General features: G+C 61.5%; 22 protein-coding genes and 2 pseudogenes. 10 read left to right on the top strand and 14 right to left on the bottom strand.

Going from position 1 to position 26,269, the window contains the following annotated elements; genetic code table 11:
- Positions 1-65 precede the first annotated feature (65 nt).
- From mapR to ACM530_RS26850, 3 genes are all read right to left on the bottom strand, one after another.
- Positions 66-1,475 (bottom strand): GntR family transcriptional regulator MpaR, encoded by a 1,410-nt coding sequence (mapR, locus tag ACM530_RS26860; RefSeq protein WP_416363608.1) that lies wholly within the window; start codon positions 1,473-1,475, stop codon positions 66-68.
- A gap of 72 nt (positions 1,476-1,547) precedes the next feature.
- The gene (gene ccoG, locus ACM530_RS26855) at positions 1,548-2,957 is read right to left on the bottom strand and encodes a cytochrome c oxidase accessory protein CcoG (protein ID WP_416363607.1); all 1,410 of its coding nucleotides are present in this window, start codon (positions 2,955-2,957) and stop codon (positions 1,548-1,550) included.
- Between the two features lie 184 nt (positions 2,958-3,141).
- Entirely contained in the window at positions 3,142-3,381 is a 240-nt protein-coding gene (locus ACM530_RS26850) for a DUF3203 family protein (RefSeq protein WP_242197143.1), read from the bottom strand.
- 123 nt (positions 3,382-3,504) lie between these two features.
- Between ACM530_RS26850 and ACM530_RS26845 the strand changes: the two genes are divergently transcribed.
- Positions 3,505-4,020 (top strand): MgtC/SapB family protein, encoded by a 516-nt coding sequence (locus ACM530_RS26845; protein WP_416363606.1) that lies wholly within the window; start codon positions 3,505-3,507, stop codon positions 4,018-4,020.
- Here the strand turns inward: ACM530_RS26845 and ACM530_RS26840 are convergent.
- Together ACM530_RS26840 and ACM530_RS26835 are read right to left on the bottom strand one after the other, a co-directional pair.
- Positions 4,009-5,025 carry a M10 family metallopeptidase C-terminal domain-containing protein gene (locus tag ACM530_RS26840; RefSeq protein WP_416363605.1) on the bottom strand — a complete coding sequence of 339 codons (1,017 nt, stop codon included), beginning with the start codon at positions 5,023-5,025 and terminating at the stop codon, positions 4,009-4,011. The two genes, ACM530_RS26845 and ACM530_RS26840, sit on opposite strands and share 12 nt — an antisense overlap.
- Positions 5,026-5,269: 244 nt before the next feature.
- Positions 5,270-5,428: a hypothetical protein gene (locus ACM530_RS26835; protein ID WP_178119749.1), complete on the bottom strand. Its 159-nt coding sequence runs from the start codon at positions 5,426-5,428 to the stop codon at positions 5,270-5,272.
- Between the two features lie 204 nt (positions 5,429-5,632).
- On the opposite strand from ACM530_RS26835, the gene ACM530_RS26830 reads away from it, so the two are divergent.
- The 4 genes from ACM530_RS26830 to ACM530_RS26815 all read left to right on the top strand — a co-directional run bounded on the left by ACM530_RS26830 (position 5,633) and on the right by ACM530_RS26815 (position 14,511).
- The gene (locus ACM530_RS26830) at positions 5,633-7,621 is read left to right on the top strand and encodes an alpha-1,4-glucan--maltose-1-phosphate maltosyltransferase (protein WP_145165644.1); all 1,989 of its coding nucleotides are present in this window, start codon (positions 5,633-5,635) and stop codon (positions 7,619-7,621) included.
- Positions 7,622-7,711: 90 nt separating this feature from the next.
- The gene (treS, locus tag ACM530_RS26825; protein ID WP_416363604.1) at positions 7,712-11,059 is read left to right on the top strand and encodes a maltose alpha-D-glucosyltransferase; all 3,348 of its coding nucleotides are present in this window, start codon (positions 7,712-7,714) and stop codon (positions 11,057-11,059) included.
- Positions 11,056-13,293 (top strand): 1,4-alpha-glucan branching protein GlgB, encoded by a 2,238-nt coding sequence (glgB, locus tag ACM530_RS26820; protein ID WP_416363603.1) that lies wholly within the window; start codon positions 11,056-11,058, stop codon positions 13,291-13,293. The genes treS and glgB overlap by 4 nt, the downstream gene beginning before the upstream one ends.
- 90 nt (positions 13,294-13,383) lie before the next feature.
- Positions 13,384-14,511: a diguanylate cyclase gene (locus tag ACM530_RS26815; protein WP_416363602.1), complete on the top strand. Its 1,128-nt coding sequence runs from the start codon at positions 13,384-13,386 to the stop codon at positions 14,509-14,511.
- 3 nt (positions 14,512-14,514) lie between these two features.
- Here ACM530_RS26815 and ACM530_RS26810 read toward each other — a convergent pair whose 3' ends face one another.
- The 3 genes from ACM530_RS26810 to ACM530_RS26800 form a co-directional block, all read right to left on the bottom strand.
- Positions 14,515-16,701, bottom strand: coding sequence for a response regulator (locus tag ACM530_RS26810; RefSeq protein WP_416363601.1), 2,187 nt, complete (start codon positions 16,699-16,701; stop codon positions 14,515-14,517).
- A 172-nt stretch (positions 16,702-16,873) separates the two neighbouring features.
- Positions 16,874-17,725: a CAP domain-containing protein gene (locus tag ACM530_RS26805; RefSeq protein WP_145165639.1), complete on the bottom strand. Its 852-nt coding sequence runs from the start codon at positions 17,723-17,725 to the stop codon at positions 16,874-16,876.
- Positions 17,726-17,806: 81 nt separating this feature from the next.
- On the bottom strand, positions 17,807-17,983 hold the full coding sequence (locus ACM530_RS26800) for a hypothetical protein (protein ID WP_416363600.1): 177 nt from the start codon (positions 17,981-17,983) through the stop codon (positions 17,807-17,809).
- A gap of 8 nt (positions 17,984-17,991) precedes the next feature.
- On the opposite strand from ACM530_RS26800, the pseudogene ACM530_RS26795 reads away from it, so the two are divergent.
- Together ACM530_RS26795 and ACM530_RS26790 are read left to right on the top strand one after the other, a co-directional pair.
- Positions 17,992-18,168, top strand: a pseudogene (locus tag ACM530_RS26795) (LysR family transcriptional regulator); the annotation flags it as partial.
- A gap of 56 nt (positions 18,169-18,224) precedes the next feature.
- Positions 18,225-18,896, top strand: coding sequence for a GNAT family N-acetyltransferase (locus ACM530_RS26790; RefSeq protein ID WP_416363599.1), 672 nt, complete (start codon positions 18,225-18,227; stop codon positions 18,894-18,896).
- Between the two features lie 63 nt (positions 18,897-18,959).
- Here ACM530_RS26790 and ACM530_RS26785 read toward each other — a convergent pair.
- Positions 18,960-19,337: pseudogene (locus ACM530_RS26785) on the bottom strand (hypothetical protein).
- A gap of 112 nt (positions 19,338-19,449) precedes the next feature.
- Positions 19,450-20,052: a TetR/AcrR family transcriptional regulator gene (locus tag ACM530_RS26780; RefSeq protein WP_416363598.1), complete on the bottom strand. Its 603-nt coding sequence runs from the start codon at positions 20,050-20,052 to the stop codon at positions 19,450-19,452.
- An 81-nt stretch (positions 20,053-20,133) separates the two neighbouring features.
- On the opposite strand from ACM530_RS26780, the gene ACM530_RS26775 reads away from it, so the two are divergent.
- Positions 20,134-20,733, top strand: coding sequence for an NAD(P)H-dependent oxidoreductase (locus ACM530_RS26775; RefSeq protein WP_416363597.1), 600 nt, complete (start codon positions 20,134-20,136; stop codon positions 20,731-20,733).
- Between the two features lies 1 nt (position 20,734).
- Here ACM530_RS26775 and ACM530_RS26770 read toward each other — a convergent pair whose 3' ends face one another.
- Both ACM530_RS26770 and ACM530_RS26765 read right to left on the bottom strand, forming a co-directional pair.
- A complete protein-coding gene (locus ACM530_RS26770; protein WP_145165634.1) occupies positions 20,735-21,124 on the bottom strand; it encodes a hypothetical protein in 390 nt (129 codons plus the stop codon).
- Between the two features lie 32 nt (positions 21,125-21,156).
- The gene (locus ACM530_RS26765; RefSeq protein WP_106577909.1) at positions 21,157-22,413 is read right to left on the bottom strand and encodes a 3-phosphoshikimate 1-carboxyvinyltransferase; all 1,257 of its coding nucleotides are present in this window, start codon (positions 22,411-22,413) and stop codon (positions 21,157-21,159) included.
- A 329-nt stretch (positions 22,414-22,742) separates the two neighbouring features.
- Here ACM530_RS26765 and ACM530_RS26760 point away from each other — a divergent pair, with 329 nt between their 5' ends.
- Positions 22,743-23,372: a lytic polysaccharide monooxygenase auxiliary activity family 9 protein gene (locus tag ACM530_RS26760; RefSeq protein WP_145165632.1), complete on the top strand. Its 630-nt coding sequence runs from the start codon at positions 22,743-22,745 to the stop codon at positions 23,370-23,372.
- A 7-nt stretch (positions 23,373-23,379) separates the two neighbouring features.
- On the opposite strand, the gene ACM530_RS26755 is transcribed toward ACM530_RS26760, so the two are convergent.
- Together ACM530_RS26755 and ACM530_RS26750 are read right to left on the bottom strand one after the other, a co-directional pair.
- Entirely contained in the window at positions 23,380-23,934 is a 555-nt protein-coding gene (locus tag ACM530_RS26755) for a UPF0149 family protein (protein ID WP_369302290.1), read from the bottom strand.
- 60 nt (positions 23,935-23,994) lie between these two features.
- Positions 23,995-25,263, bottom strand: coding sequence for a chloride channel protein (locus ACM530_RS26750; protein ID WP_416363596.1), 1,269 nt, complete (start codon positions 25,261-25,263; stop codon positions 23,995-23,997).
- A gap of 192 nt (positions 25,264-25,455) precedes the next feature.
- Between ACM530_RS26750 and ACM530_RS26745 the strand changes: the two genes are divergently transcribed.
- Positions 25,456-26,268, top strand: a complete 813-nt coding sequence (locus ACM530_RS26745) for a crotonase/enoyl-CoA hydratase family protein (protein ID WP_369302288.1) — start codon at positions 25,456-25,458, stop codon at positions 26,266-26,268.
- Position 26,269 lies beyond the last annotated feature (1 nt).

Raw genomic sequence — 26,269 nt, 5'->3', positions numbered from 1 at the left:
CAAGGCCCAAACGTCTGCGCTAACCGGATAAGCCTTGCCCGGCGGTCTGGCTGCGGCAAGCCTGTTCAAAACGAGCGCACGATCCGCCCCAGCGTTTCCATCGCTTTCTCCGACGCCTCGGTCCACGGGCTGCCGTAATTCAAGCGAATGCAATTTCTGAAGCGCTGGGTCGCCGAGAAAATCGGCCCCGGCGCAATGCTGATGCCTTGGGCCAGGGCCATTTGGAATAGCTTCAGCGAGTCGGTTTGCTCCGGCAGTTCGAGCCACAAAAAATACCCGCCAGCCGGCTGGCTGACCCGTGTCTGGGCCGGGAAATAGCGGGCAATGGCCGCCAGCATCGCGCTTTGCTGTTCTTCCAGGGCATAGCGCAACTTGCGCAAATGGCGGTCATAACCGCCGTGCTGCAGGTAGTCGGCAATCGCCGCCTGCGCCGGCATTGAAGGGCACAACGAGGTCATCAGCTTCAAGCGCTCGACCTTCTGCGCATAGCGCCCGGCGGCCACCCAGCCAACGCGGTAACCCGGGGCCAGGCTTTTGGCAAAGGAGCCGCAGTGCATCACCAGGCCTTCGGTGTCGAAGGCTTTGGCCGGTTTGGGCGCTTGCTGCCCGTAATACAACTCGGCGTACACGTCGTCTTCGATCAGCGGCACCTGGTGACTGCGCAGCAGTGCCACCAACGCCTGCTTTTTGGCCTCCGGCACGGTTGCGCCCATCGGGTTCTGGAAGCTGGTCATGGTCCAGCAGGCCTTGATCGGGTAGCGCGCAAGGCTTTGCGCCAAGGCGCTGAGGTCAATGCCATCGCGTGGGTGCACCGGAATTTCCACGGCCTTGAGCTTCAGACGCTCCAGCACTTGCAGGCAGGCATAAAACGCTGGCGCTTCGATGGCGACCAGGTCGCCCGGCTCGGTCACGGCCTGCAGGCACAGGTTCAGCGCCTCGAGCGCGCCGTTGGTGATCAGCAACTCTTCCATCGGCAGCATCAGGCCGCCGACCATGTAACGCAGGGCAATTTGCCTGCGCAGCTGCGGGTTGCCCGGTGACATGTCGGTCACGACCAGGCGCGGGTCCATTTCGCGGCTGGCACTGGCCAGCGAACGTGCCAGGCGTGGCAAAGGGAACAGCATCGGGCTGGGAAAGGCCGAGCCGAAGGGCACGGTGTTGGGGTCTTTGATGGAGTCCAGTACCGAGAACACCAGTTCACTCACATCGACTTCGGTGGATTCGTGCACATGCTCACTCACCACCGGCTCGGAAAACGGGCTCGGTGCGTGGGTGTTGACGAAGTAACCGGAACGCGGCCGCGCGCGAATCAGCCCACGGCGTTCGAGCAGGTAGTACGCCTGGAACACCGTGGACGGGCTGACGCCGTAGGTCTGGCTCGCATAGCGCACCGACGGCACGCGCTGGCCGGGCCCGAGCACGCCGGAGCGGATCAGTTCTGCGATGTCATCGGCGAATTTTTCGTAGCGTTTCATGAAGGCCTTAAAAACAGTTTTCTCATTATGAACACAGGGCAAACAGTGCTACGGGCCTGTGTCAGTTGGACCTCAGCGGTTCATCGGCGCCACAAAGCGGCTGTCGGCCGCACTGTAGATCCAGGGCTCATCCACATCCGTCACCTTGAACCGCAAGGTCTGTGAACTGCTCGCCGGCTTGTCGGCAAGCAACGCCACCGACACCGGCACATCGCTGATTTCCCCTGGCGCCAGGCTGAGCTCGGTCTTGCCTTGCAGCACGAACCCCTCGGCGTCCACCAACGCCAGGCGATAGTGCTGGCGCTGCTGGGTTTTGTTGATGACCTTGAGGCTGTAAATGTTTTCGATCAAGCCCTGGCTGTTTTCGCGGAACATACCGCGGTCCTTGGTGACGTCGAGCGATACCATCGGCCGTCCTACCAAGGCCACCACCAGTGCGGCGATCATCACCAGCAGCACGGCACTGTAGCCGATCAGTCGCGGCCGGAGCAGGTGGGTTTTGCCGCCCTGCAGTTGATGCTCGGAGGTATAGCTCACCAGCCCGCGGGCATAGCCCATTTTGTCCATGATCGAATCGCAGGCGTCGATGCAGGCCGCGCAGCCGATGCACTCCATCTGCAAGCCGTCGCGAATATCAATACCGGTGGGGCACACCTGCACGCACAGCTGGCAGTCGATGCAGTCACCCAGGCCGACGTCAGCGGGCGTCACGTCTCGTTTGCGCGGGCCGCGGTGTTCTCCACGCGCCGCATCGTAAGAAATGGTCAGGGTGTCCTTGTCGAACATCACGCTCTGAAAGCGCGCATAGGGACACATGTGCATGCACACCGCCTCACGCAGCCAGCCGGCATTGATGTACGTGGCCGCGGTGAAAAACAGCACCCAGAACAGGCTGACGCCGCCCATTTGCCAGGTCAGCAGCTCCAAGGCCAGGGGCCGGATGGGCGTGAAGTAGCCGACAAACGTCAGCCCGGTCAACACGCTGATGCCCAGCCACAACGTGTGTTTGGCCGAGCGCCGCGCCAGCTTGTTCAGGCTCCACGGCGCCGCGTGCAGCTTGATACGCTGGTTGCGTTCGCCTTCGGTGACCTTTTCACACCACATGAACAGCCAGGTAAACGAGCTTTGCGGGCAGGTGTAGCCGCACCACACCCGGCCTGCGAACACGGTGACGGCAAACAGGCCGAAGGCGCAGATGATCAGCAGCGCCGACAACAGGATGAAGTCCTGGGGCCAGAAGGTTGCGCCGAAGATGTGGAATTTGCTCTCGGCCAGGTCCCACAGCACGGCTTGGCGCCCACCCCAGTTCAGCCATACGGTGCCGAAAAAAGCCAGGAACAGCACCGCGGCGCCGGCTACGCGCAAAGTACGAAACAGGCCGGTGAAGCTGCGGGTATGGATCAGGGTGTCGCTGGATTTGGCCTTCACCTTCTTTGGGTGTATGGGCTCAAAGGTTTCCACGGTTGGGATTCTTTCGCTCATGGTCGTTCGCTCATCAGCCTCCATCAGGCGGATGAACTATGGACGCCGCTCTGTGTGCATAACAGACTCAGCTAGGGCGATAAAAAGCGGATCAGATGGGGTTCTTCTACAAAACTGCGGCCAGTTGCTGCACTCCGTGGTGCCAGGAGTGCAGCGGCAATAAGCGCACATTGATACAGATTAATCAAATCACCGAATCACTGTCGGTCGCCTTCAAGTGTTTGCGTCCATCCACGGCACCGGCGACGGTCAAGGCATCGGCTTCGGCCTCGGTGATGTAGACCCTGTCGTTATCCAGCGTCACAAAAGACATGGCCTTGAGGCTGTCGGTGCTGACCGTTACCTCGGATGCAGGCAGGCTGCGCTCCTGGCCGTTTTCATCGACCTTGAAGTAGCACGTCTGGTTATCGATACGTACAGGCATGGTGATCTCCTTTTCCATTGGCGGGTGATCATTAGGGGTCACCCGGTTGCCCGGCGTTCCAGGCAACTGACTGGCGGTCGCCGTTGTCCATGCTTAACCCATAATCACAAAGGACCGCTTTCCATGGATGCCTGGTGGAGCGAAGTGTGGCAAACCCTGCAAGCCGAATTTGCCGACATCGGCGATGCGAAACAACTCACCCAGATCACCGTGCGCTTGCTGATCGCCGCGCTCCTGGGCGGCATTCTCGGGTTCGAACGGGAACAGAAGGGCAAGGCGGCGGGTGTACGCACCCACATGCTGGTGGCGTTGGGCGCCGCGCTGTTTGTACTGGTGCCGCAGACGTCCGGCAGCCAGGCGGATGCGATGAGCCGGGTGCTGCAAGGCGTGATTGCCGGCATCGGATTTCTCGGCGCCGGCACCATTCTCAAAGGCAAGGAAGATGAGCAGGGCCAGCACGTCAAAGGCCTGACCACGGCTGCCGGCCTGTGGATGACGGCGGCAATCGGGGTTGCCGCCGGCATGGGCCGCGAATCGACAGCGGTGCTCAGTACCTTGCTGGCCTTGGCGGTATTCAGCGTGATGCCCCGGATCGTCAGGGCGTTCGAGCATGATGATGACCGCCGATCAGGTGAGTAGATCGGTTTCCTTCACCTGGCCAAATATCTTCGCAACCAGCGCAGGCTCCCCTTGGTTGCCGGAAATCACCAGCACGCTGGCGTTGTGCGCACGCGAGTATTTCAGCTGCATCTCACCACTGGCGCCGGATAACTGGTTGACCCAGTGCAGCGGTTTATTCAGTTGCCGGCGAATGCCGGTGACGTCCAGCTTGTCCCGGTCGGTGACGAAGTTTCTGATTTCACACGGGTGGTCAAGCGTGGACTCAAGCGTGTGAGTGAAACTGTAGGTTTTGGGGTGGTTTTTACAGTCGGCCTCGTAGTGATCCCGTCGCTGCCAATCCTCAAGATGCGCATATTGCAACGGCTCGGTCACCTTGCGGACCTGAGTGGCAATGTCGCAGAGGTGTTTACCCTTGGCCTCCAGGCTGCGCATGGAGTCCTGAATGCTGATCAGGGGCGCGTGCTCCTGGCGGGCGAACGCGCGAACCATGTCAAAGCGACTGCCCGGCGAGGCTTTCATCAAACTGGCTTTCAACGCGAACAGCGCCGCCTCCACGTAGTTGCGATAGGCGCCGACCTGCTCGGTTTCGATGGGGCTCAAGACTGCGTCGATCGAATCTTTGTTGAGTTGGGTTTCGATCCTGGCAAGGATCTTGAAGCAGGACGTTGCGTTGGGGCCGCTTAACAGGCAGTTGAGGTTGTCTGGGGTCAACAGCCGGTCGATGGTGTTGAAGTTGGCTGTTGACTCTCTGGACCCAGGGTCGCGCATCAGGCGCTCAACGGTTTTGCGGTCCAACTGGTCGCAGAGCTGCTTGAGCTGTTTTTCCAGGGCAGCCTGGTCGGCGGCTGGGGGTGGGGCTCCGTCTGCACGCATCGGCTCGCGGGTGGTGCTTGGTGCCGACCGCAGCAGGGCGTCCAGTGCTTGAGCAGACACGCTTACGGGTGAGGGTGAAATGGGGTGGGCGTGAAGATGGCCTGGGGTGACTTCGGCGCGGGCGCGCGACGGCTGATGGATGGTCGACATGATAAATCCTCAAAAACAAATCGGACGAGCGCTGGGGCCAGGGGCTTGGAAATGGAATCAGCGCAAAATCAGTATGAGAACGACCACGTCAGTTGGGGTTAGGGGTTTGCCTTTTAAGTGGGTGGGAATTTTCTGCGTCAACGCCCGCTCGCGAGTCACGGTTCAGCGGCCAGTGCTGCGCCGGAGTACCAGGCTGACCCGCGAACTAACCCCGCGAGCGGATGCAGAAACTGCAACATCTGCGTCACAGAATGACCGGTGGCTCGCTTGTTGGCGGTTCCTGCACCGGCGGTGGGTCGTTTTCAGGGGGTTCCTGTTCGGGAATCGGCTTCGGCTCAGCGGGCGGTAACGTTGGGTCGTCGATGTTCGGATCAGGTGTTTCAGCCGGAATCGGGATATTCATCGGTGTGGCCTCCTTTGTGCTTTGCTCTACCGGTGGACATCCGCCTGGGGGAATTGATTCCCCGCCCAATGGCGACATATCCACCTGAACTTTTCACCTGACGCCAGGCTCGGACCTATTACGGCCTTGCTCAGGGAGAGCGTTGCCCTATCAGAATTCGGATCAAGCAAAGAGCGTCCACAGGGCGTAAGGGGAAGATGCTCGATGACTGCTGAAACACTGGCTCCAGACGATTCCATTTTGCCGCTATCCCAGGCGTTGTTATTGCCCAGGATCGCTATCGAAAGTACCGCGCCTGTAATCGACGGCGGCGAATTTGCCGTGAAAGCCGTGGTCGGCCAGCGCATCAATGTCACCAGCAAGGTCTTTGCTGACGGCCATGACAAGCTTGCCGTACTGATCCGCTGGCGCCCGTTGCAGGACGAAAGCTGGCACAGCGTGGTGATGGCCGACGTCGGTAACAATGGCTGGGAAGGCGCGTTCACCGTGACGCAGCAAGGCCCCCACGAATATTGCATTGAAGCCTGGATCGATACCTTTGCCAGCTTTTGTTATGAGCTGCGCAAAAAACACGAGGCCGGCGTGCCGGTCAGCCTTGAGCTGCAGGAAGGTCGCAGCCTGGTGTTGCAGGCCGCCGAGCGCAGTGACAACGAGCTGCGCGATCGCCTGATGCTGCTGCACCACGAACTGTCGGGCTTGCTGGAAACCGAGCAGGTCGCGCAGTTTCTGCACGAAGACAGTGCACACCTGATGACCCAGGCCGACCATCGTGCCTACTTGAGCGTCAGCCCGGTTTACCCGGTTGATGTGGAGCGCACAGCGGCGCAGTTTGCCAGCTGGTACGAGTTGTTTCCGCGCTCGATCACCGACGATCCTGCCCGCCACGGCACGTTCAACGACGTTCACTCGCGCCTGTCGATGATCCATGACATGGGCTTTGACGTGCTGTACTTCCCGCCGATCCATCCGATCGGGCGCAGCCATCGCAAAGGCAAGAACAACTCTCTGACCGCCGGCCCCGATGATCCCGGCAGCCCGTACGCGATTGGCAGCGAGGAGGGCGGCCATGAAGCCATCCACCCGCAACTGGGCAGCCGCGATGACTTCCGCCGGTTGGTCAAGGCCGCCGCCGACCACGGCCTGGAAATCGCTCTGGATTTTGCCATCCAGTGCTCCCAGGACCACCCGTGGCTCAAGCAGCACCCGGGCTGGTTCAACTGGCGCCCGGACGGCACGATCAAATACGCCGAGAACCCGCCGAAGAAATATCAGGACATCGTCAACGTCGACTTCTATGCCGCCGATGCGATCCCCAGCCTTTGGACTGAGCTGCGCGACGTCGTGCTGGGCTGGGTGGAAGAGGGCGTGAAGACCTTTCGGGTCGACAACCCTCACACCAAACCGCTGCCCTTCTGGCAATGGCTGATCAGTGACGTGCGCGGCAAGCACCCGGACGTGATCTTCCTCGCCGAAGCATTCACCACGCCTGCAATGATGGCGCGTCTGGGCAAAGTCGGTTATTCGCAGAGTTACACCTACTTTACCTGGCGCAATACCAAGGCCGAGTTGAGCGAGTACTTTGCGCAGTTGAACGAATCGCCTTGGCGCGAGTGCTACCGACCGAATTTCTTCGTCAACACGCCGGACATCAATCCCGGCTTCCTGCACGAATCCGGGCGGCCGGGCTTCTTGATCCGCGCCGCACTGGCCACCATGGGCTCGGGCCTGTGGGGCATGTATTCAGGGTTTGAGTTGTGCGAAGCCGCGCCGGTGCCGGGCAAGGAAGAGTACCTGGATTCAGAGAAGTACGAGATCCGCCCGCGTGATTTCACCGCGCCCGGCAACATCATTGCCGAGATCGCGCAGCTCAATCGTATCCGCCGACAGAACCCCGCGTTGCAGACGCACTTGGGGTTGAAGCTCTACAACGCCTGGAACGACAACATCCTGTACTTCGGCAAACGCAGTGAAGACGGCAGCAATTTCATTCTCGTCGCGGTGAACCTTGACCCGTTCAATGCCCAGGAAGCGCATTTCGAGTTGCCACTGTGGGAACTGGGCTTGCCGGACGATGCCCAGACCCAAGGCGAAGACTTGATGAACGGGCATCGCTGGACCTGGTACGGCAAGACTCAGTGGATGCGGCTGGAGCCGCACATGCCGTTTGGAATTTGGAGAATCACCACCTCCTGAAACCAGCCAGTCACCTGCGGGCGTCGGTACACGGCGCCTGCAGGGAGCGCGCTCCACCAGTTGGTTTTTCAGCATTTTCAGGAGTTACCAATGGCGAAGAAACCCAAGGCTGCCACCTTTATCAAAGACCCGCTCTGGTACAAGGATGCGGTGATTTATCAGGTTCACGTCAAATCCTATTTCGACTCCAACAACGACGGCATCGGTGACTTTCCCGGGCTGATCGCCAAGCTCGATTACATCGCCGACCTGGGCGTAAACACCATCTGGCTGTTGCCGTTCTACCCCTCGCCACGCCGTGACGACGGCTATGACATCGCCGAGTACCGTGGCGTGCACAGCGACTACGGGACCATGGCCGACGCCAAGCGTTTTATTGCCGAAGCGCACCAACGCGGCCTGCGGGTCATCACCGAACTGGTGATCAACCACACCTCCGACCAGCATCCCTGGTTCCAGCGTGCGCGCAAGGCCAAGCCGGGTTCGGCCGCGCGCGACTTCTATGTGTGGTCCGATGACGACCAGAAATACGACGGCACCCGGATCATCTTTCTCGACACCGAAAAATCCAACTGGACCTGGGACCCGGTCGCTGGCCAGTACTTCTGGCACCGGTTCTATTCTCACCAGCCAGACCTTAACTTCGACAACCCGCAGGTGATGAAGGCGGTGCTGTCGGTGATGCGTTATTGGCTGGACATGGGCATCGATGGCCTGCGCCTGGACGCCATTCCGTACCTGATCGAACGCGACGGTACCAATAACGAAAACCTCCCGGAAACCCATGACGTCCTCAAGCAGATCCGTGCCGAGATCGACGCGCATTACCCCGACCGCATGCTGCTCGCCGAAGCCAACCAATGGCCGGAAGACACGCAGCTGTACTTCGGTGACAAAAAGGGTGACGACGGCGATGAATGCCACATGGCGTTCCACTTCCCGCTGATGCCGCGCATGTACATGGCGCTGGCTCAGGAAGATCGCTTCCCTATCACCGATATTTTGCGCCAGACCCCGGAGATTCCCGCCAATTGCCAGTGGGCGATCTTCCTGCGCAACCACGATGAATTGACCCTGGAAATGGTCACCGACAAAGAACGTGACTACCTGTGGAATTACTACGCCGCCGACCGTCGCGCGCGGATCAACCTGGGTATTCGTCGACGCCTGGCGCCGCTGATGGAGCGTGATCGCCGCCGTGTCGAACTGCTCAATAGCCTGCTGCTGTCGATGCCGGGCACGCCGACCCTGTATTACGGCGATGAGATCGGCATGGGCGATAACATCTACCTGGGCGACCGCGACGGCGTGCGTACCCCGATGCAGTGGTCCATCGACCGTAACGGCGGCTTTTCCCGCGCCGACCCGGCGAGCCTGGTGCTGCCGCCGATCATGGACCCGCTTTACGGCTACCAGTCGGTCAACGTCGAAACCCAGGCCCAGGACCCGCACTCGTTGCTGAACTGGACCCGGCGCATGCTCGCGGTGCGCAAGCAGTCCAAGGCCTTTGGCCGTGGCAGCTTGAAAATGCTCTCGCCGAGCAACCGCCGCATCCTGGCCTACACCCGTGAATTCACCGGCGAAGACGGCCGCACGGAAATCATCCTGTGCGTGGCCAACGTGTCACGCAGTGCCCAGGCCGCCGAACTGGACCTGTCGGCGTTCGCCGGCATGGTGCCGGTGGAGATGCTCGGCGGGAATGCCTTCCCGCCGATTGGCCAGCTCAATTTCCTGCTGACCCTGGCGCCTTACGGTTTCTACTGGTTTGTACTGGCGGCGGAAAACCAGATGCCGAGCTGGCATGTGGAACCGGCGCAAAGCATCCCGGACTTCACCACACTGGTATTGAAAAAACGCATGGAAGAACTGCTCGAAGAACCGTGCCGCAGCACCCTGGAACAAACCTCGCTGCCCGCCTGGCTGCCCAAGCGGCGCTGGTTTGCCGGCAAGGACACCGCCATCGACAGCGTGCACATTGCCTACGGCGTGCGCTTTGGCGACCCGCAGCACCCGGTGCTGCTCAGCGAGATCGAGGTGAGCAGCGCTGGCCAGGTCAGCCGCTATCAGCTCCCGTTCGGCTTTCTCGGCGAAGACCAGCTCACCAGTGCGCTGCCCCAGCAATTGGCGCTCGCCCGTGTACGCCGTGCGCGTCAGGTCGGTTTGGTGACCGACGCCTTCAGCCTTGAGCACTTTATTCGTGCGGTGATCCATGGCCTGCAAGCCGGCACCGTGCTGAACACCGGCGAAGGTGATTTGCGCTTTGAGGCCACGCCGCATCTGGCCAAACTGCAACTGGGCGACGAGCCGCAGGTGCGCTACCTGGCCGCCGAACAGTCCAACAGTTCGGTGGTGGTAGGCGAAAGCCTGGTGCTCAAGCTCATCCGCAAAGTCAGCGCCGGCGTGCACCCGGAGCTGGAAATGAGCGCTTACCTGACCGAAGCCGGTTACCCCAATATCTCGCCGTTGCTGGGCTCGATGGTGCGTCGTGACGGTGAAGGGCAAGACAACCTGCTGATGATTGCCCAGGGCTACCTCAGCAACCAGGGCGATGCATGGGCCTGGACGCAAAACAGCCTGGAGCGGGCGATTCGCGACGAATTGGCCGAAGCCATGTCCGAACAGGAACAGCACTACAACGCCCTCGGCGAACTGCAAGACTTTGCTGGTTTGCTCGGCCAGCGCCTGGGTGAAATGCACGCGGTCTTGGCGGCAAAAACCACCAACAAGGACTTCAAGCCTGAAGTCACGAGCGTCAAGGACACCCAGGCCTGGGCCAAGGACGTGGGCGCGCAGATCGACCGCGCGCTGCACCTGCTCAAGCTTCATCAAAGTCAATTGAACCCTGCCGATCAGGCGTTGGTCAGTGAATTGCTGACGCAGAAAAAAGCCATCGGCACGCACGTTCAGGCCCTGGCGAAAGCCACGGCTGGCGGGTTGCGGATCCGGGTTCATGGTGACTTGCACCTGGGCCAGGTACTGGTGGTCAAGGGCGATGCTTACTTGATCGACTTTGAAGGCGAACCGGCGCGGCCGCTGCATGAGCGGCGCGGCAAGCACAGCCCCTATAAAGATGTCAGTGGCGTGCTGCGCTCGTTCGATTACGCCGCCGCCATGGCCTTGAATGTGCAAGGTGTGGATCACTCGCCCGAAGCGGACATTGCCCGCAAGCGCGTGACCGACCGGTACTTGAGTGAAGCACGTCAGGCATTTACCCAGGCTTATCATCAGGCGACGTCTACACTGGCGCATGACTGGCAGGATGCCAAGGGCCAGAGCGCTGCGCTGACGTTGTTCAGCCTGGAAAAGGCCGCGTACGAAGTGGCCTACGAAGCGGAAAATCGCCCGACCTGGTTGCCGGTGCCGTTGCAAGGTTTGCACGGTCTGCTCAGCGGGCTAACACCTATATCGAAAAATGCACGCGGTGGGGAGACGTCATGAGCTTTACAAATAAAGAACCGCTGCAACCGAAACTGACTGCAATGCCGGCGTCCAAGGACGTCGAAGCACTGGTACGCGCCGAACACCATGACCCGTTCTCGATTCTCGGGCCACATGATGACGAGCAAGGCGGCCAGTTCATCCGCGCGTTTCTGCCCGAAGCCCTGAGTGTTCAGGTGCTGGCGCGAGACAGCGGTGAGACGCTCGGCAACCTGGACGCCAGCCCGGTGCCAGGTTTGTTTGTCGGCCACTTCAAGACACGCCAGAGCTACCTGCTGAAAATCCAGTGGGCCGGCGGCGAGCAGATCACAGAAGACCCTTACAGTTTCAGCCAGTTGCTGCTCGGTGAAATGGACTTGTACCTGTTTGCCGAAGGCAATCACCGTGACCTGAGCAGTTGCCTCGGCGCGCAAGTGACCAGTGTCGATGGCGTGCAGGGTGTGCGCTTTGCCGTGTGGGCGCCGAACGCCCGGCGCGTGTCGGTGGTGGGTGATTTCAATATCTGGGATGGCCGTCGCCATCCGATGCGGTTGCGTCACCCCTCGGGCGTCTGGGAAATCTTCATTCCACGCCTGCAACCGGGTGCGGCCTACAAGTACGAGATTCTCGGTGCCCACGGCATCCTGCCGCTCAAGGCCGACCCGATGGCGCTGGCGACCCAGCTGCCGCCCGACACCGCCTCGAAAGTCGCCGCCCCGTTACAGGTGGACTGGCAGGACCATGAGTGGATGCAGTCGCGCGCCGACAAGCAGAAACCCTCGGCGCCGCTGTCGATTTATGAGCTGCATGTCGGTTCCTGGCAATGCGAGCTCGACGAGGCCGGTGAAGTCTCCCGCCAGTACGGTTGGCGCGAGCTGGCCGAGCGCTTGGTGCCGTATGTGCAGCGGCTGGGCTTCACCCACGTTGAGCTGATGCCGATCATGGAGCACCCGTTCGGCGGTTCCTGGGGTTATCAGGCGTTGTCGCAGTTTGCTCCGAGCGCGCGCTTTGGCTCGCCGGAAGATTTCGGCTTCTTCGTCAACGCCCTCCATCAGGCCAATATTGGTGTGATCCTCGACTGGGTACCGGCGCATTTCCCCACCGATACCCACGGTTTGGCCCAGTTCGACGGCACCGCGCTGTACGAGTACGCCAACCCGCTGGAAGGCTTCCATCAGGATTGGGACACGCTGATCTACAACCTGGGCCGCACTGAAGTGCACGGGTTTATGCTGGCCTCGGCGCTGCACTGGCTCAAGCACTTCCATATCGACGGCCTGCGGGTGGATGCCGTGGCGTCGATGCTGTATCGCGATTATTCGCGCAAAGCCGGCGAGTGGGTGCCTAACCGCCATGGCGGCCGCGAGAACCTGGAAGCCATCGACTTCCTGCGTCATTTAAACGACGTGGTGGCGCTGGAAGCACCGGGCGCACTGGTGATCGCCGAAGAATCCACCGCGTGGCCGGGTGTGAGCCAAAGCACCCAGCAGGGCGGGTTGGGCTTCAACTACAAGTGGAACATGGGCTGGATGCACGATTCGCTGCATTACATCCAGCAGGATCCGGTGTACCGCGCCCATCATCACAACGAGCTGAGTTTTGGCCTGGTGTATGCCTGGTCCGAGCGCTTTATCCTGCCGATCTCCCACGATGAAGTGGTGCACGGCAAGCATTCGCTGATCGACAAGATGCCCGGTGACCGCTGGCAGAAGTTTGCCAACCTGCGCGCATACCTGAGTTTCATGTGGATGCACCCCGGCAAGAAGCTGCTGTTCATGGGCTGCGAGTTTGGGCAGTGGCGCGAGTGGAACCATGACCAGCAACTGGATTGGTACCTGCTGCAATACCCTGAACACCAGGGCGTGCAGAAACTGGTTGGCGACTTGAACCGCCTGTACCGTGAGGAACCGGCGCTGCATGAGCAGGATGATGCGCCCCAAGGTTTCCAGTGGCTGATCGGCGACGATGCGATCAACAGCGTCTATGCCTGGCTGCGCTGGAGCAAGGACGGCAAGCCGGTGCTGGTCGTCGCTAACTTCACCCCGGTGCCGCGTGAAGCCTACGCCGTCGGCGTGCCGTTTGCCGGGCGCTGGAGCGAGGTGATAAACAGCGATGCCGACATGTACGCCGGTTCCAACTACGGCAACGGTGGGGAAGTGTTCACGCAGGAGGAACCACGTCATGGGCAGCCGGTGTCACTGTCGTTGAATGTGCCGCCATTGGGTGTGCTGATTCTGCGGCCGGAAACGCTTTAAGGGCGCCAAGGTGCTGGATTCTGTTGTCCGCAGTACTGGCAGGGTGCCACAATGGCGCCCTAGTCGCGGGAGTCGAAGCAGGCGTATTGAATGAACGGCCTAGAGCATGGGCAGGACCAGGATGGTTTGATAGAAGAACTGGTGCGAACCGACCGTTTGCATCTGCTGTTTCGTCAATCCTTCGCTGCCATTTTCGGCAGTTACCTGGCCGCCGTCATGCTCTGCTGGTTGTGCTGGGACCGCTTTGACCACACCGTCATGCTGGTCTGGTTATCGGTGCTGGCAGTGACCTCGCTGCTGCGGGTGCAGATGTTCATGCAATGGTTTCGCTGCCCGAACAGCGAACGTACCCCCGACCGCTGGGAGCGCCGTTACTGGGTGACGTTGATGCTATCCGCGGGTGTTTGGGGCATTGGCGCCCTGGCGGTGATGCCCACCGACGACCGCGTCTCCCAGGTGCTGGTCATGTTGTTCACCGTGGGCATGTCGGTCAGCGCCGTCTCGTGTTATTCCGCTTACCGTTACATGACGCTGGGCTCCATGGCCCTGGTGCTGTTCCCCTGCACGCTGTGGCTGCTGTTCCAGCCCTCGTCGATGCAAGTGGGCGTGGGCGTGGTGGTGCTGGTGTTCTCGACCTTCGCGGCAAGCGCCACGCGTAAATTGGCGGATGCCCTGGAAAAAGCCTTTCGCCTGACCCGGCAGATGGAACGTGCGCACACGATTTCGACGCGCGCCGCCCAGACCGACGAACTCACCGGATTGATGAACCGCCGCGCATTCTTCGAACATGCCCAAGTGCTGTACGCGCAATGTCGCCATAACCAGCAGCCGTTATGCGCGCTGATGATGGACATGGATCACTTCAAAGCCATCAATGACACCTACGGTCACCAGGCCGGCGACCAGGTCTTGCGCCAGATTGGCGAGGTGATCAGCGCATCGTTTCGCCAGGCTGATGTGTACGGGCGGCTCGGCGGCGAGGAGTTTGCGGTGTTGTTGCCCAATACCTCGCTGGAAACCGCACGGGATATCGCCGAGCAACTGATCAAGGCCATCTCTGGCCTCGCTGCCGAACCGGTGCAGGGCCTGACCGCCAGCCTCGGTGTGGCGACGACCCGCAGCCTCGATCAGGACCTGCATAGCCTGATGAACACCGCCGACCAGGCGCTGTATCGCGCCAAGGCCATGGGCCGTAACCAGGTGGCAATCGCGGAGTAGGCGTCAGGCGCGCTGCATCGACTTGGCCAGCACGCGCGCCACCTGGTCGGCAGAGTAGGGCTTGGCCAGGAACTCGACCCCTTCATACCCACTGTCGGCCAATTCTTCGCTGTAGCCGGAGGTCAGCACCACCGGCAGGTCCGGCCGACGCTGGCGCAGCAGTCTGGTCATCGCCACGCCGGTCATGCCCGGCATTACCACATCGGAAAAAATCGCGTCGAAGCCCATCACATCGGCACCGGCCAATGCGAGTGCCTGTTCGGCGTCGGTGGCCCAGGTGGTCTGGTAACCGAGGTCCTGCAGGATCTGATTGGCAAAGCGGCCCACTTCGAGGTTGTCTTCGACGATCAGAATATGCCGCTGCGCGGTATCGTGGACCAGCGAGCCGTCCTCCTGGGGCAGGCTGGCCTGCACCGTCTCGGCCTCTGCTTCGGGCAAGTACAGGGTAAACACGCTGCCTTGCCCGAGGGTGCTGGACACGTCGACGTTACCGCTCGATTGCTTGGCGAACCCGAACACCTGCGACAAGCCAAGGCCCGTGCCTTTGCCCACCGCCTTGGTGGTAAAGAACGGCTCGAAAATGCGCTCGACAGTGTCGTCGGCAATGCCGCTGCCGGTATCGGCCAGCGCAATCGCCACAAACGGCTGCTGTACTTGCACATCGCCACGGATCAGTGGCAACGCTGCCACCGTGGCGACGCGCAGTGTCAGGGTGCCGCGGCCGTCCATGGCATCGCGGGCATTGAGCGCGATATTGATCAGCGCGGTTTCAAACTGGCTCGGGTCAACGCGCACATAGCATGGCAGGCGCGGCAGTTCGATCTGCACAGTGATACGCGCGCCGGTCACGCTTTCAAGCATCTCGCCGATGTTCTTGACCCGCTCGCACACATCGAAGACTTCCGGGTTCAACGGCTGGCGCCGGGCGAAGGCGAGCAACTGGCTGGTGAGCTTGCTGGCGCGCTCGACGGTGTCTGAAACCGCGCTCATGTAGCGTGTGCGTCGCTCTTCAGACAGCCCCGGCTGGCGCAGAAAATCCACCGAGGAGCGAATGATCGTCAGCAGGTTGTTGAAGTCATGGGCCACGCCGCCGGTCAACTGGCCGATCGCCTCGAGCTTTTGCGACTGGTGCAACGCCGCTTCAGCCTGGGTCAATGCGGCGGTGCGTTCTTCCACGCGTTGTTCCAGGGTGGCATTCAGTTCGGTGATCGCCGCCAGGCCGTCGCGTACGGCGGCGTCGGCGCGCACACGTTCTATATGCGCCCAGGAGCGCTCGGTGACTTCACCCACCAGCGCCAGGTCGTACGGTGACCACAGGCGCGCGAATTTATGGTGCACGGCCATCAGTGCCGTCAGGCGCCCATCCTTGATCAACGGAAAACACACCGTCGCCGTCACGCCCAGCGACTGGTAGGCGGCGGCTTCCTCGTGGCTGAACTCCACGCGGTTGTCATTCACCACAAACGGCTCGCCTGCACGCAGGCACCTTACGGCCTGCTCGCCGAAATCCGCCAGGCTGTAACGCCCAACAATACTCGGCGAGCCCGGTGCGGCCCAGTTGTCGCGGATGGTGAAGCTGTCTTCGTCGGCTTCCATGTCGGCGTAGGCGCAGATGGACACCTGCATGTGCTCGGCGAGCAGGCGCGTGGTGAGGGTCATGATGGCTTCGGCGTCGGTGGCGTTGGCCACCGCGCTGCCAATCGCATCCAATACGGCCAGGCGACGGCTGAGGAATACGGTTGCGGTGGTTTCGGTGACGGTATTGAGCATGCCCACGACCGCGCCCAGCGGGTCGCGCACAGGGCTGTAGCAAAACGTGAAATACGATTGCTCCGGGCCGTTGCCACGTTCAATCACCAGCGGGTAATTCTCGACATAGGTCGCGTGCCCTTCAAAGGCCGCGTGGGCGATGGGGCTTACTTCATCCCAGACTTCGCGCCAGGTTTCACTGAAAGGACGGCCCAACGAGTAGGGTTTATCGCCAAGAATGGGGACAAACGCATCGTTGTAGAGCGTGATCAAGTGTGGCCCCCAACTGATGGACTGGGGGAAGCTTGAGGCAAAGCACAGCGCGACCGTTGTTTTGAGTACGTCGGGCCAGTGTTCCAGCGGACCCAATGGCGTACTCGCCCAATCATGCTGACGCACGCGTTCGGCCATGTCGCTGCTGCCTTGCAGCCAATTCATCATTGGGAGAACACCTTGTTTGCCAGAGTCTTCAGCGCGCCTGAACATTCATGGCGCCCAGCTACAGACACAGTTGATCGTCAGCAGTTCAGCGCAATTATCGGCAAGATGGCACTTTGATTTCCTACGCGTTCGAGCAGGCTTGCTTCGGCCGGGTTGGGCGCTTGCCCAACCGCTATTGCGTGCCGAACAAACCGGTCCAGTAAATGCCCGCGTCACTCTTTGGGTCCATCGCATAAGCGGCGCCCAACTCGCGAAATTGCGGGTTCATCAGGTTGGCGCAATGCCCTGGGCTGGCGAGCCAGCCATCCACCACCTTGCGCGGCGTGTCGAGGCCGGCGGCGATGTTCTCGCCGATATTTTTCGCGATATAGCCTGCCAGTTCGGCGCGATCACCCGGGGTGCGGCCGTCGTGGTCCAGGTGGTCGAAGAAGTTGCCGTTGGCCATATTGCGCGTGTGGCTGTTGGCGGCGCTGGCCAGGTCGTCGTTCCACGACAATGGCGTGGTCGCGGCAAATGCCTGGGTGCCGCACTGGCGCGGCTGTTCACGGGCGGCGTTGATCAGGTTGAGCAGCTGCCGGCCTTCGGTCTGCCAATCACCCAAACCGCTGGAAAGCAGCGGGCGGGCAAGCACAATGCGCCAGTCCTCGCCGCTGTTGCTCACGCCGATGTCGACAAATTGCGGGTCCAGCACCACGCGGCAGAAACTTTCACGCACCGCCTTCATGGCCGCCTGGGCATCCTTGGGCCCCGACAGGCTGATGGCTTGCACGTTGACCATCGGGTACGCAGCCCGCGCGAGCGCTTGCTGCAAATCGCCGACATTGGTGGCCGGCAACACCAGCCGCGTGTCGCTGGCCAGCGGTGGCAGTTCCTGTGAACCCTGGTCACCGCAGCGCTGCACCTGGCTGCGGTACTGGTTGATCTGTTGCACCAACTGACTTTCTTCATTCGCCATCGCGCTGGCGCAGAACGCCAGACTGGCGGCCAGCGTCGTAAGACCCATCATCAATGACAGAACGCGCATGGACGTTACCCTTGAGCTTGAAAGTGCCCATGATGCGCGATGTAACCCGGTCTGGCGCAACGCCTTTTTTGTTTTTTTGCCTCAACGGGTGTTCTGCGTGCCGTTCACGGCGCTGTGGCGGCGCCAGGCAAAGCGGCTTGCAAGGATGATCAAGACCAGTGCCACGGCAAAGGTCACGTGCAGGCCATTAGCCACGGTTTGCGCGGTTGCATGGGTGAGATCGGGGCTGGCCCAGGCAAATACTGCGCCCAGGCCCAAGGTGCCGACTGATCGCCAGCGTGCCCGAACGCTACACCGCCCACCAGCGCGATGGGCTGTACAGCTTTACGCTGCCGCTGACGCTTGCGTCGTTTACCGTGGCCATGCTCTGACACCCGTAGCTGGATGCCGACCTGGCCCATCGCTGGTTGCGTGGTTGTTTGCGCGAGGTGTGCGGGCAATGAACCGGTCGCAGCAGGTACAATCGCCGCTGCCTTGACGCGAAACCCCAGGAATTTGCATGTTCAGCCTTACCCGCTACACCGCGCCGTGCCCCGAGCCGATCAACAGCCAGATCCTGCAGATGGTGGTGGATAACCTCACCGACATCAGCAGCGTCGCGCTGCCGCCCAGCAACCTGCTCTACAACATTTACCAGTACACCACCGGCTTTGAGGTGCACCTGTACCTGCAAGCGCTGGATGGCTCGAAGGGCATCGCCGTTGAGCTGGTGGTGGCGATGGATGAGGACACGCTGGTCGGCTTTTGCCTCTATCTGCCGGTGAAAGACGACCCGCAAGCCTGCGGTATCGCGTTCATGGCGGTGCAGGCGGGTAGGCGCCGCCAGGGTGTGGCGCGCGCAATGATGCAGGACGTGCTCGCGCGTTATCCCCATGCCGAGTTGGCGTGTGCCGTAGAAAAGGTCCCGGCGTTCACGGCCATGGGCTTTCAGGTACGCGGCGCGCGCGACACGCAGGTGCTGATGAACACGCGCGATTACGGCACTGACGGCCTGATGGGCGTGCTCGACGTGGCGGCGATCTATCGCTCGCTGGAGGTGCGGCAGATTCATACCTATCTGCTGCAAAAATACGGCAAGCGCGCGATGGTGGATGCCGAGAAGCAACGCGACCGGCATCTCGATCAGCTGGCGCGCAAGGTGCAGCTATATGTGAATGAGCACTTGGCGTGAAACGGCCAACCGGTGGCGAGGGCGCTTTCCCTTGCCACCGGTACGCTGTATTGGCCTCAAGCCTTATGGCTTGGCCAGGTTCCAGTTACCGCCAACGCCGTCACCGGTGATGTCGCCCGGCTTGCTGTCCTTGACCCAGGTGTACAGCGCCTGGCCTTTTTAGGCCCATTGCCTGCTGCCGTCGTCGCGGGTGATCACGCTGTAGCCGTCGGCTTCTTTCGCCGCGGCCTGGGCAGTGAACGCGGGCCAGTTGGCCAGGCACTGGCCGTTGCACGCCGATTTGCCGGCACTGTCTTTGGCGAAGGTGTAAAGGGTCATCCCCTGGCTGTCCACCAGCACTTTGCCCTTGGCGCTGTCGGCCACCTTGGCCGGGGCGGCGAACGCCGTGGAAGCCGCACAGGCAATCAGGACGGCAGCAGCGAGGGAGAGTTTTTTCAGCATGACGAGCTCCTGGGGGTTTTTGGATTTGGGTACCGGCCTTGTGCTGTATTCACAAGCCGTACTCAGGTAAACACCCGTCACGACGCTTTATTCCTGCGGCGCAAATAATGATTTACCCGCGGCTGCGATTGACCATGCCCAGGATCGTCGCGAGCAGCTCCTGCTGCGCCTCATCGCGGCTGATCTCGCCGCTGGCTGCCGCCTGGGACAGCGCCTCCGCCGCGCCCAGCATTGCCCGCAAGCCGGCTTGCGACACGGTGGCGCCGGGTGCAAACGGCGCCAGGGCGTCGCGGCACTTGTCGAGAAAGATCGCCTCGTATTTGCGCTTGAGGGTTTCCAGTTCCGGCGAACTGCTCAGCGCGGCAATCACCCCCGGAATTTCCCGCCCCTGCAGCAACACACAATCGACATAGCACGCGGCGATCACCTGCGCGCGGTCATCGAGTGTTGCGCCACTGCTGTCGAGGGCTTCGGCAAACAGCTGGTTCTGGCGCCCGTCGAAATCTTCGTACAGCGCGGCGAGCAAGCCTGCGCGGGTGACGAAATGGTCATAGACCACCGGCTTGGTGACGCCCGCCAGTTCCGCGAGACGGCCCAGGGTCAGCGCTTCGGTGCCTTCCTCGCGCACCAGTTGCCAGGCCACATCGAGCAGTTGGCGCAGACGATCTTCGCGCGCAAGGCGCCGGCGTGGAGCAGGGGATTCTGTGCTTGACATGCTTATATACCAAAAGTAACTTGATGGAGTAACTTACTAAAAGTAGTTTAGCCCAGCCTAAACGCAAAGGGAGTCAATGTCATGCATGCTCTGATCGTTGTTGCTCATCACGACCCGCAATCGCTCACCCACAGCCTCGCCGCGCAAGTGGCGGCAGGGCTCACCGAGGCCGGCCACACGTTCGAGATCGCCGACCTCGCCGCCGAAGGTTTCGACCCGCGCTACACCGCTGCCGACCACCGCGTGCACCGCAGCCGTGCCGCGCCACCGGCCGACATCCTCGCTGAACAAGCACGCATCGACCGCGCCGACGCGCTGGTCATGGTGTTCCCGATCTACTGGTGGTCGCTGCCGGCCTTGCTCAAAGGCTGGGTCGACCGCGTGTTCGTCAACGGCTGGGCCATCGACTACGGTCTCGATACGCCGGTGGTGAAAAAACTGCGGCACTTGCAGGTGCACCTGCTGGCGGTCGGTGCAGCCGATGAAAGCGCATTTGATCGCCACGGCTATGCCAAGGCGATGCGCACGCAAATTGACTACGGGATTTTTGATTATTGCGGCGCTCAGGTGGTGACGTCCGAGTTGCTGCTGGAATCCGAGAGCGGGGGAGCGCAAGCGCATTTACAGGCGGCGAAGGTCGTGGGGCTGGGCCTGTTTGAGGACGAAACCGTAGCCGGGTGATTCAACCTTCGCGAAACAGGTCGTGGGCATCGAGCAAGCGGTAGGCAATCTCCGGGCGTTTTTCCATGCCGCGACGAATCGCTGCGGGAATCGATTGCCGGGTCTTGCGACACATGCCCGGCAGGTCGTCGATGACGATCTGAATCCCGCGCATGCTTTTGACCTCGGTGTGCCCCGGTGCGACATGCACGCGGATGCCCAATTGCTCATACATCCGCTGTTGCATGTGTTCGAGGTCTTGCAGGCTTTTGAGGTCTTCGAGGCGCTCGAGCAGGCGTTTTTCTTCCTGGCGTGTCAGGTGAAGAATGCGCAGGTCGGCGTCGGGCGCTTGCAGCAGTTGCTCACGCTCGCACACGCAGGCGCCGGGTGGGCAGGGCGGGCGAATCGTCATGTGCATTCCCTCCCCATTCCGACGCCGCTGCTTCAGTAGCTCAGTGCGACCCCAAGACTGCCCAGGGCCTTCCAGTACTCAGGATAGGTCTTGGCCACGCAGTCCGGGTCTTGAATACGGATCCCCGCGACCTTCAACCCGGCCAGCGCAAAGCACATGGCGATGCGGTGGTCGGCGTGGGTGTCGATCAGCGCGTTGCACGTGGTGCCGGCCAGTGCAGGGTCGCTGGCGACCAGCAGGTCATCGCCTTCGATGGTGGCCAGGCCGGGGCGAATTTCGTTGAGGCCATCGTGCAGCGCCTGCACCCGGTCACATTCCTTCACGCGCAGGTTGGCCAGTTCAGTGAAGCGCACCGGGGTGTTATTGAAGGCGGCCAAGACTGCCAGGGTCGGGATCGCGTCCTGCATTTGCGAGCCGACCACGTTGGCCTGCATGTTCGGGAACTGGGCGATCACGGCCTGGGCCTTGGCGTCCGGCTGAGTGAAGTCCTGCGCCGCCACGCCGATGTCGATGCGCCCGCCGGTCAACACTTCAGCGGCCCACAGGTACGTTGCAGCGGAGGCATCGGGTTCGATCAGGTAGTCATGGGCGGTGTAGCCGGTGGGGGCGACGCGCCAGGTGGTGTCGTCGACCACTTCGACCTGTGCGCCAAAGGCACGCATGCAATCCAGGGTCAGGTCCACGTAGCCACGGGCGCCGATGTCCTTGCCGGTCAGCGCCACTTCAATCGGCGCTTCGCCGCAGGCGGCAAGCATGAGCAAGGCCGACACATACTGGCTGGACAAACCGCCGTCGATTTCAAAGCGTTTGGCCTGGACCTTGCCCACGCCGTGCACGGTCACCGGCGGGCAACCCGTGGGGCTGTCGACGCGGATGCCGTTCTGGCCAAGGGTGGCCAGCAGCGGGCCGATCGGGCGTTTTTGCATGTAGTCGTCGCCGTCCAATACCACGGTGCCTTCGACCGTTGCCACGGCTGCCGTGAGAAAACGCATCGCGGTGCCGGCATTGCCGAGGAACAACGGCTGCGCGGGCAATTGCAGTTTGCCGGAGCCTGTGACCACGAAGGTGGTGTCATCCGGCTCATCGATGGTCACGCCCATCTGGCGCAGGGCCACCGACATGTGGCGGGTGTCATCGCTCTTCAGCGCGCCGCTCAAACGGCTGGTGCCCTTGGCCAGCGCCGCCAGCAACAGGGCGCGGTTGGTAATGGATTTGGAGCCGGGAGGAGCGACCTTGCCGTTCAGGGGGAAATTGGGCGGTGTAACGGTCACGGTTTTCTGCGAACTCAAGGTACAAGGCTCCTGATCAAGGCAAGGTGGTGTGGAGTGGCCGACGGGCGGACCCGAATAATCAGCCAAACACGCCACGCTTGTCGAGCAGGGATCGTTGTACGGCGCGTATTACGGCGTGATCCACTTGCGGACAGGGCGTGTAGCCTTGCTGCCTTTAGCCGGGTAGGACAAGCAACCCTCGCGGTGCAGGACAACAGCCTTTACTCCGCGAAACGGCGTCGCTGTACGAATGTTCCGAAAGAAGCATCGACTGGACAATAAAACCCACCGTGGTAAGTTCGAGGCACGCCCCATGACGGGGCGCTTTCAATCAAGGAGTGAATGAAATGAACAAACCTCAGACGCAACTCAGACACGGCCGTGTCGTGACCCCCGCCAGCCGAGGCTCGGTGGCCGTGGAACGTGGGCTGCTGGGCAACTGGCAAGTCAACGAAATGGAAGGCGGCAAGAACTTCCCGGCACTCACCGCCGGGCCTTTCCCTGCGCCATATCAAACCGATGATCAAAGCGTCACGCCGCCGGCCGACGGGCACATCCTGAGCGGCGGCAAAACCGACGAGCGCGATTGCCTCAACTTCACCGACGAGGAAATGAGCAAAAAGCTCAACACCCCGTTCACTTGGCCATTGCTCAATGTCGAGGCCGGCCAGGTGTTCAAGGTGCAGTGGGAATACACCGCTGCCCACGTCACCCGGGGTTATCGCTGGCTCATCACCAAGGATGGTTGGGACCCCAAGCAGCGCATCAGCCGCGCCCAGCTTGAGGCAAAGCCATTCTTTGAAGACTTCTACACCCAGGTGCCGTATTACCAGCACGCCGATGAGATGAAAGCCAAGGTCGAACACCAGGTGACTTTGCCCAAGGGTAAAAAAGGCCGCCACGTGGTGGTGTTGATGTGGATCGTGGCCAACACCGGCAACGCCTTCTATCAGGCGTTTGACCTGGACTTCAAATAAGCCCGGCTCAGCGTTTGCTCAACCAGTAATCATGTAGCGCCCGCGCAGCCGGTTCGATTGCGCTGACCCGCTGTTGATGGGCGTTTACATCCAGGTCCGCCGGCAATTCGAAGTTGTCCTGCTCGGCGCACCAGGAAATTTTCTCCAGTTGCCCGGCCAGTTCGGCGGGCAATTCGGGCCAGTGGCCGATCGCGGCGCCACGGATATAGCCAAAGCACCATTCCTCCGCCAGCGTGACGACATGGCCCTGATGCTCCGTGTCATCAAATCGAGCCTTGAAGGCTTGCGCGTCGGTCGCCAACTGCGCGGCCAAGGTATTCATATGGCGCACGCACAGTTCGAGAAAACGTTGGGCCTCTTCCACACTTTCCCAGTCCGGGTTCTGCCCACCCCAGATCGCCGGGAACCACTCAGCGACGTCCACTTGCGCCGGGCTTGAGACCAGCGCAGTGAAGTAGCCGTCGAGTTCGGCCAGGTTCAGCACCGAGTGATCGTCGCCGTACTTGAGCAGGGTTTCTTCGATGAATTCGAAATCGGCGGGGGCGAGGGGTTGGGCGTGCATGGCAATTCCTTTGAGCGTCGAGCGCCGCTTTGGGGCGGCTTAAAGCGCGAAGGATGGCGCTTAGGCGGGCTTTTTTCCAGCGTTTTCCCAGCGCGCAAGCAGTTTGCTCACGCACAGCGAGCCGACCACCGCCAGGATGATCGGCACCAGAAAGTCATGGTCGATCCGGGTAAATTCCGCCACCAGCACAATTGCCGTCAGCGGCATGCTCATGCTCGCCGCCAGGAACGCCGCTGCGCCGATGATCGCAAACGCGCCCAGGGGCACGCCGGGCCACGCCAGGCTCCAGACGCCGCCAAGGATGATCGCCAGCAGCGCGCCATTGGCCAGGGCCGGGGTCAGCAGCCCGCCTTCGGCCCCGGCGCGCAGGCTGCTGGCCGTGATCAGCACTTTGACCAGCAGCAGGATGGCGGCCAGGCCGATTGTCAGTTCATTGTCGAAACCCAGTTGCGCCGGGCCCTTGCCGTTGCCGAGGATCTGCGGCAGCAGCATGGCCAGCGCACCGATGAGGGTGAAGTTGATCAACGCCAGTACCGGCAAACGCCAGCCGCGCGCGGCGTTTGCCCTGGCGGCACTGGTAAAGCGACTGAAACCGTAGGCCGCCACGCCAAACACCGGGCCACACGCCACGGCCCAGGCGATCAACGTCGGGCTCAGCAGAAAATGCGGCACCACGTATTGCGACTCTGCGCCAAGGCCGATCCACGCCACCGAAGCCCCAATTGCCGACGTTGCCAACGCAATCACCGCCGCTGGCCAGCTGAATGCGCCGACCAGCACTTCCAGCACAAACACCGCGCCGCCCAATGGCACGTTGTACACCGCCGCCAGGCCTGCACCCGCGCCGCAGGCGACGATCAGCCGATGCATCGACGGTTCCAGTCGCGCCCGTTGCGCTAACCATGTGGCCGCCAGCGCACCGACTTCGCGCGGCGCCACTTCACGCCCCAGCGGCGAGCCGAGGGCCACGGTGATGATTTGCAGGATGGCGTGGGCGAGGGTGGTCTTGGGCGGCATGATCGGCATCTTTTCGCCAACCGCCTGCTTGATGCTCACCAGCGGGCGGCCGTAGCGATAAATCGTCCACCAGCCCACACCCGCAACCAGGCCGCACATGACCAAGACCAGTAACCGACGCTGCGGCGCGGCTGCGGTCACGCCCAAAAGAAAGGTTTCATGGCTGATCAGGCTGTCGAGGCTGTAGCCGTACGCCAGGTGCTGAATGGCGTGCAGCAGCAATGCCAGGAGCATCCCGCCAAGCCCGGCGCCAATGCCAGTCAGCACGACCACCAGGGCCAGAATCAACGATGAGCGAAACGTGGTCGGCATAGACGGCTCCAGGAAATGGCCAAGATTGTATAGCCGATAAAGTCGCGTCCCTGGGTGAAATGTATCGGCAGGCCATGAACCGCGGCCCCACAACATTTCACTACGTTTGCCAGTCCCGTTTTTGGCCGATGCGCCGCCGCGCTCCCTTGTTATAGTTCGGCCCTTATCACTCGCCAGTCAGGGATCACTGCCATGTCCGAATACCAAGCTTTCGTCGTCGAGCTCAGCGGCAACGTCGCCCATGTGCAGATCAATCGCCCGGAAAAGATCAACGCGATGAACGCGGCGTTCTGGACCGAAATCATCGACATTTTTCAATGGATCGAAGACACCGACGCCGTGCGCGCCGTGGTGCTCAGCGGCGCCGGCAAGCATTTTTCTTCCGGCATCGACCTGATGCTGCTGGCCTCGGTGGCCAACGAGTTCGGCAAGGACGTGGGCCGCAATGCGCGCTTGTTGCGCCGCAAGATCCTCGAGCTGCAAGCCTCGTTCAACGCCGTCGACAATTGCCGCAAACCGGTGCTGGCGGCGATCCACGGCTACTGCATCGGCGGCGCCATCGACTTGATCAGTGCCTGCGACATGCGCTACGCCGCTGAAGACGCGCAGTTCTCGATCAAGGAAATCGACATCGGCATGGCCGCCGACGTGGGCACCTTGCAGCGCCTGCCGCGCATTGTCGGCGACGGCATGCTGCGTGAACTGGCTTACACCGGCCGCCAGTTCGGGGCTGAGGAAGCGCGCAGCATCGGCCTGGTCAATCGCGTGTATGCGGACCACGCAAGCCTGTTGGCTGGCGTAATGGACATTGCCCAGCAAATCGCCGCCAAGTCGCCGATTGCCGTGACCGGCACCAAGGCGATGATCAGCTACATGCGTGACCATACGGTCAATGATGGTCTGGAATACGTTGCCACCTGGAACTCGGCTATGTTGCAATCCAACGACCTGCGCGTGGCCATCGCGGCCCATATGAGTAAGCAGAAACCCGAATTCGTGGATTGAC

The organism is Pseudomonas sp. NFX183, from assembly GCF_047943075.1.
In the GTDB taxonomy this organism is placed as follows: Bacteria; Pseudomonadota; Gammaproteobacteria; order Pseudomonadales; family Pseudomonadaceae; genus Aquipseudomonas.
The sequence above is the reverse complement of the archived record's forward strand: the minus strand, read 5'-3'. Positions and strand labels throughout refer to the sequence as shown.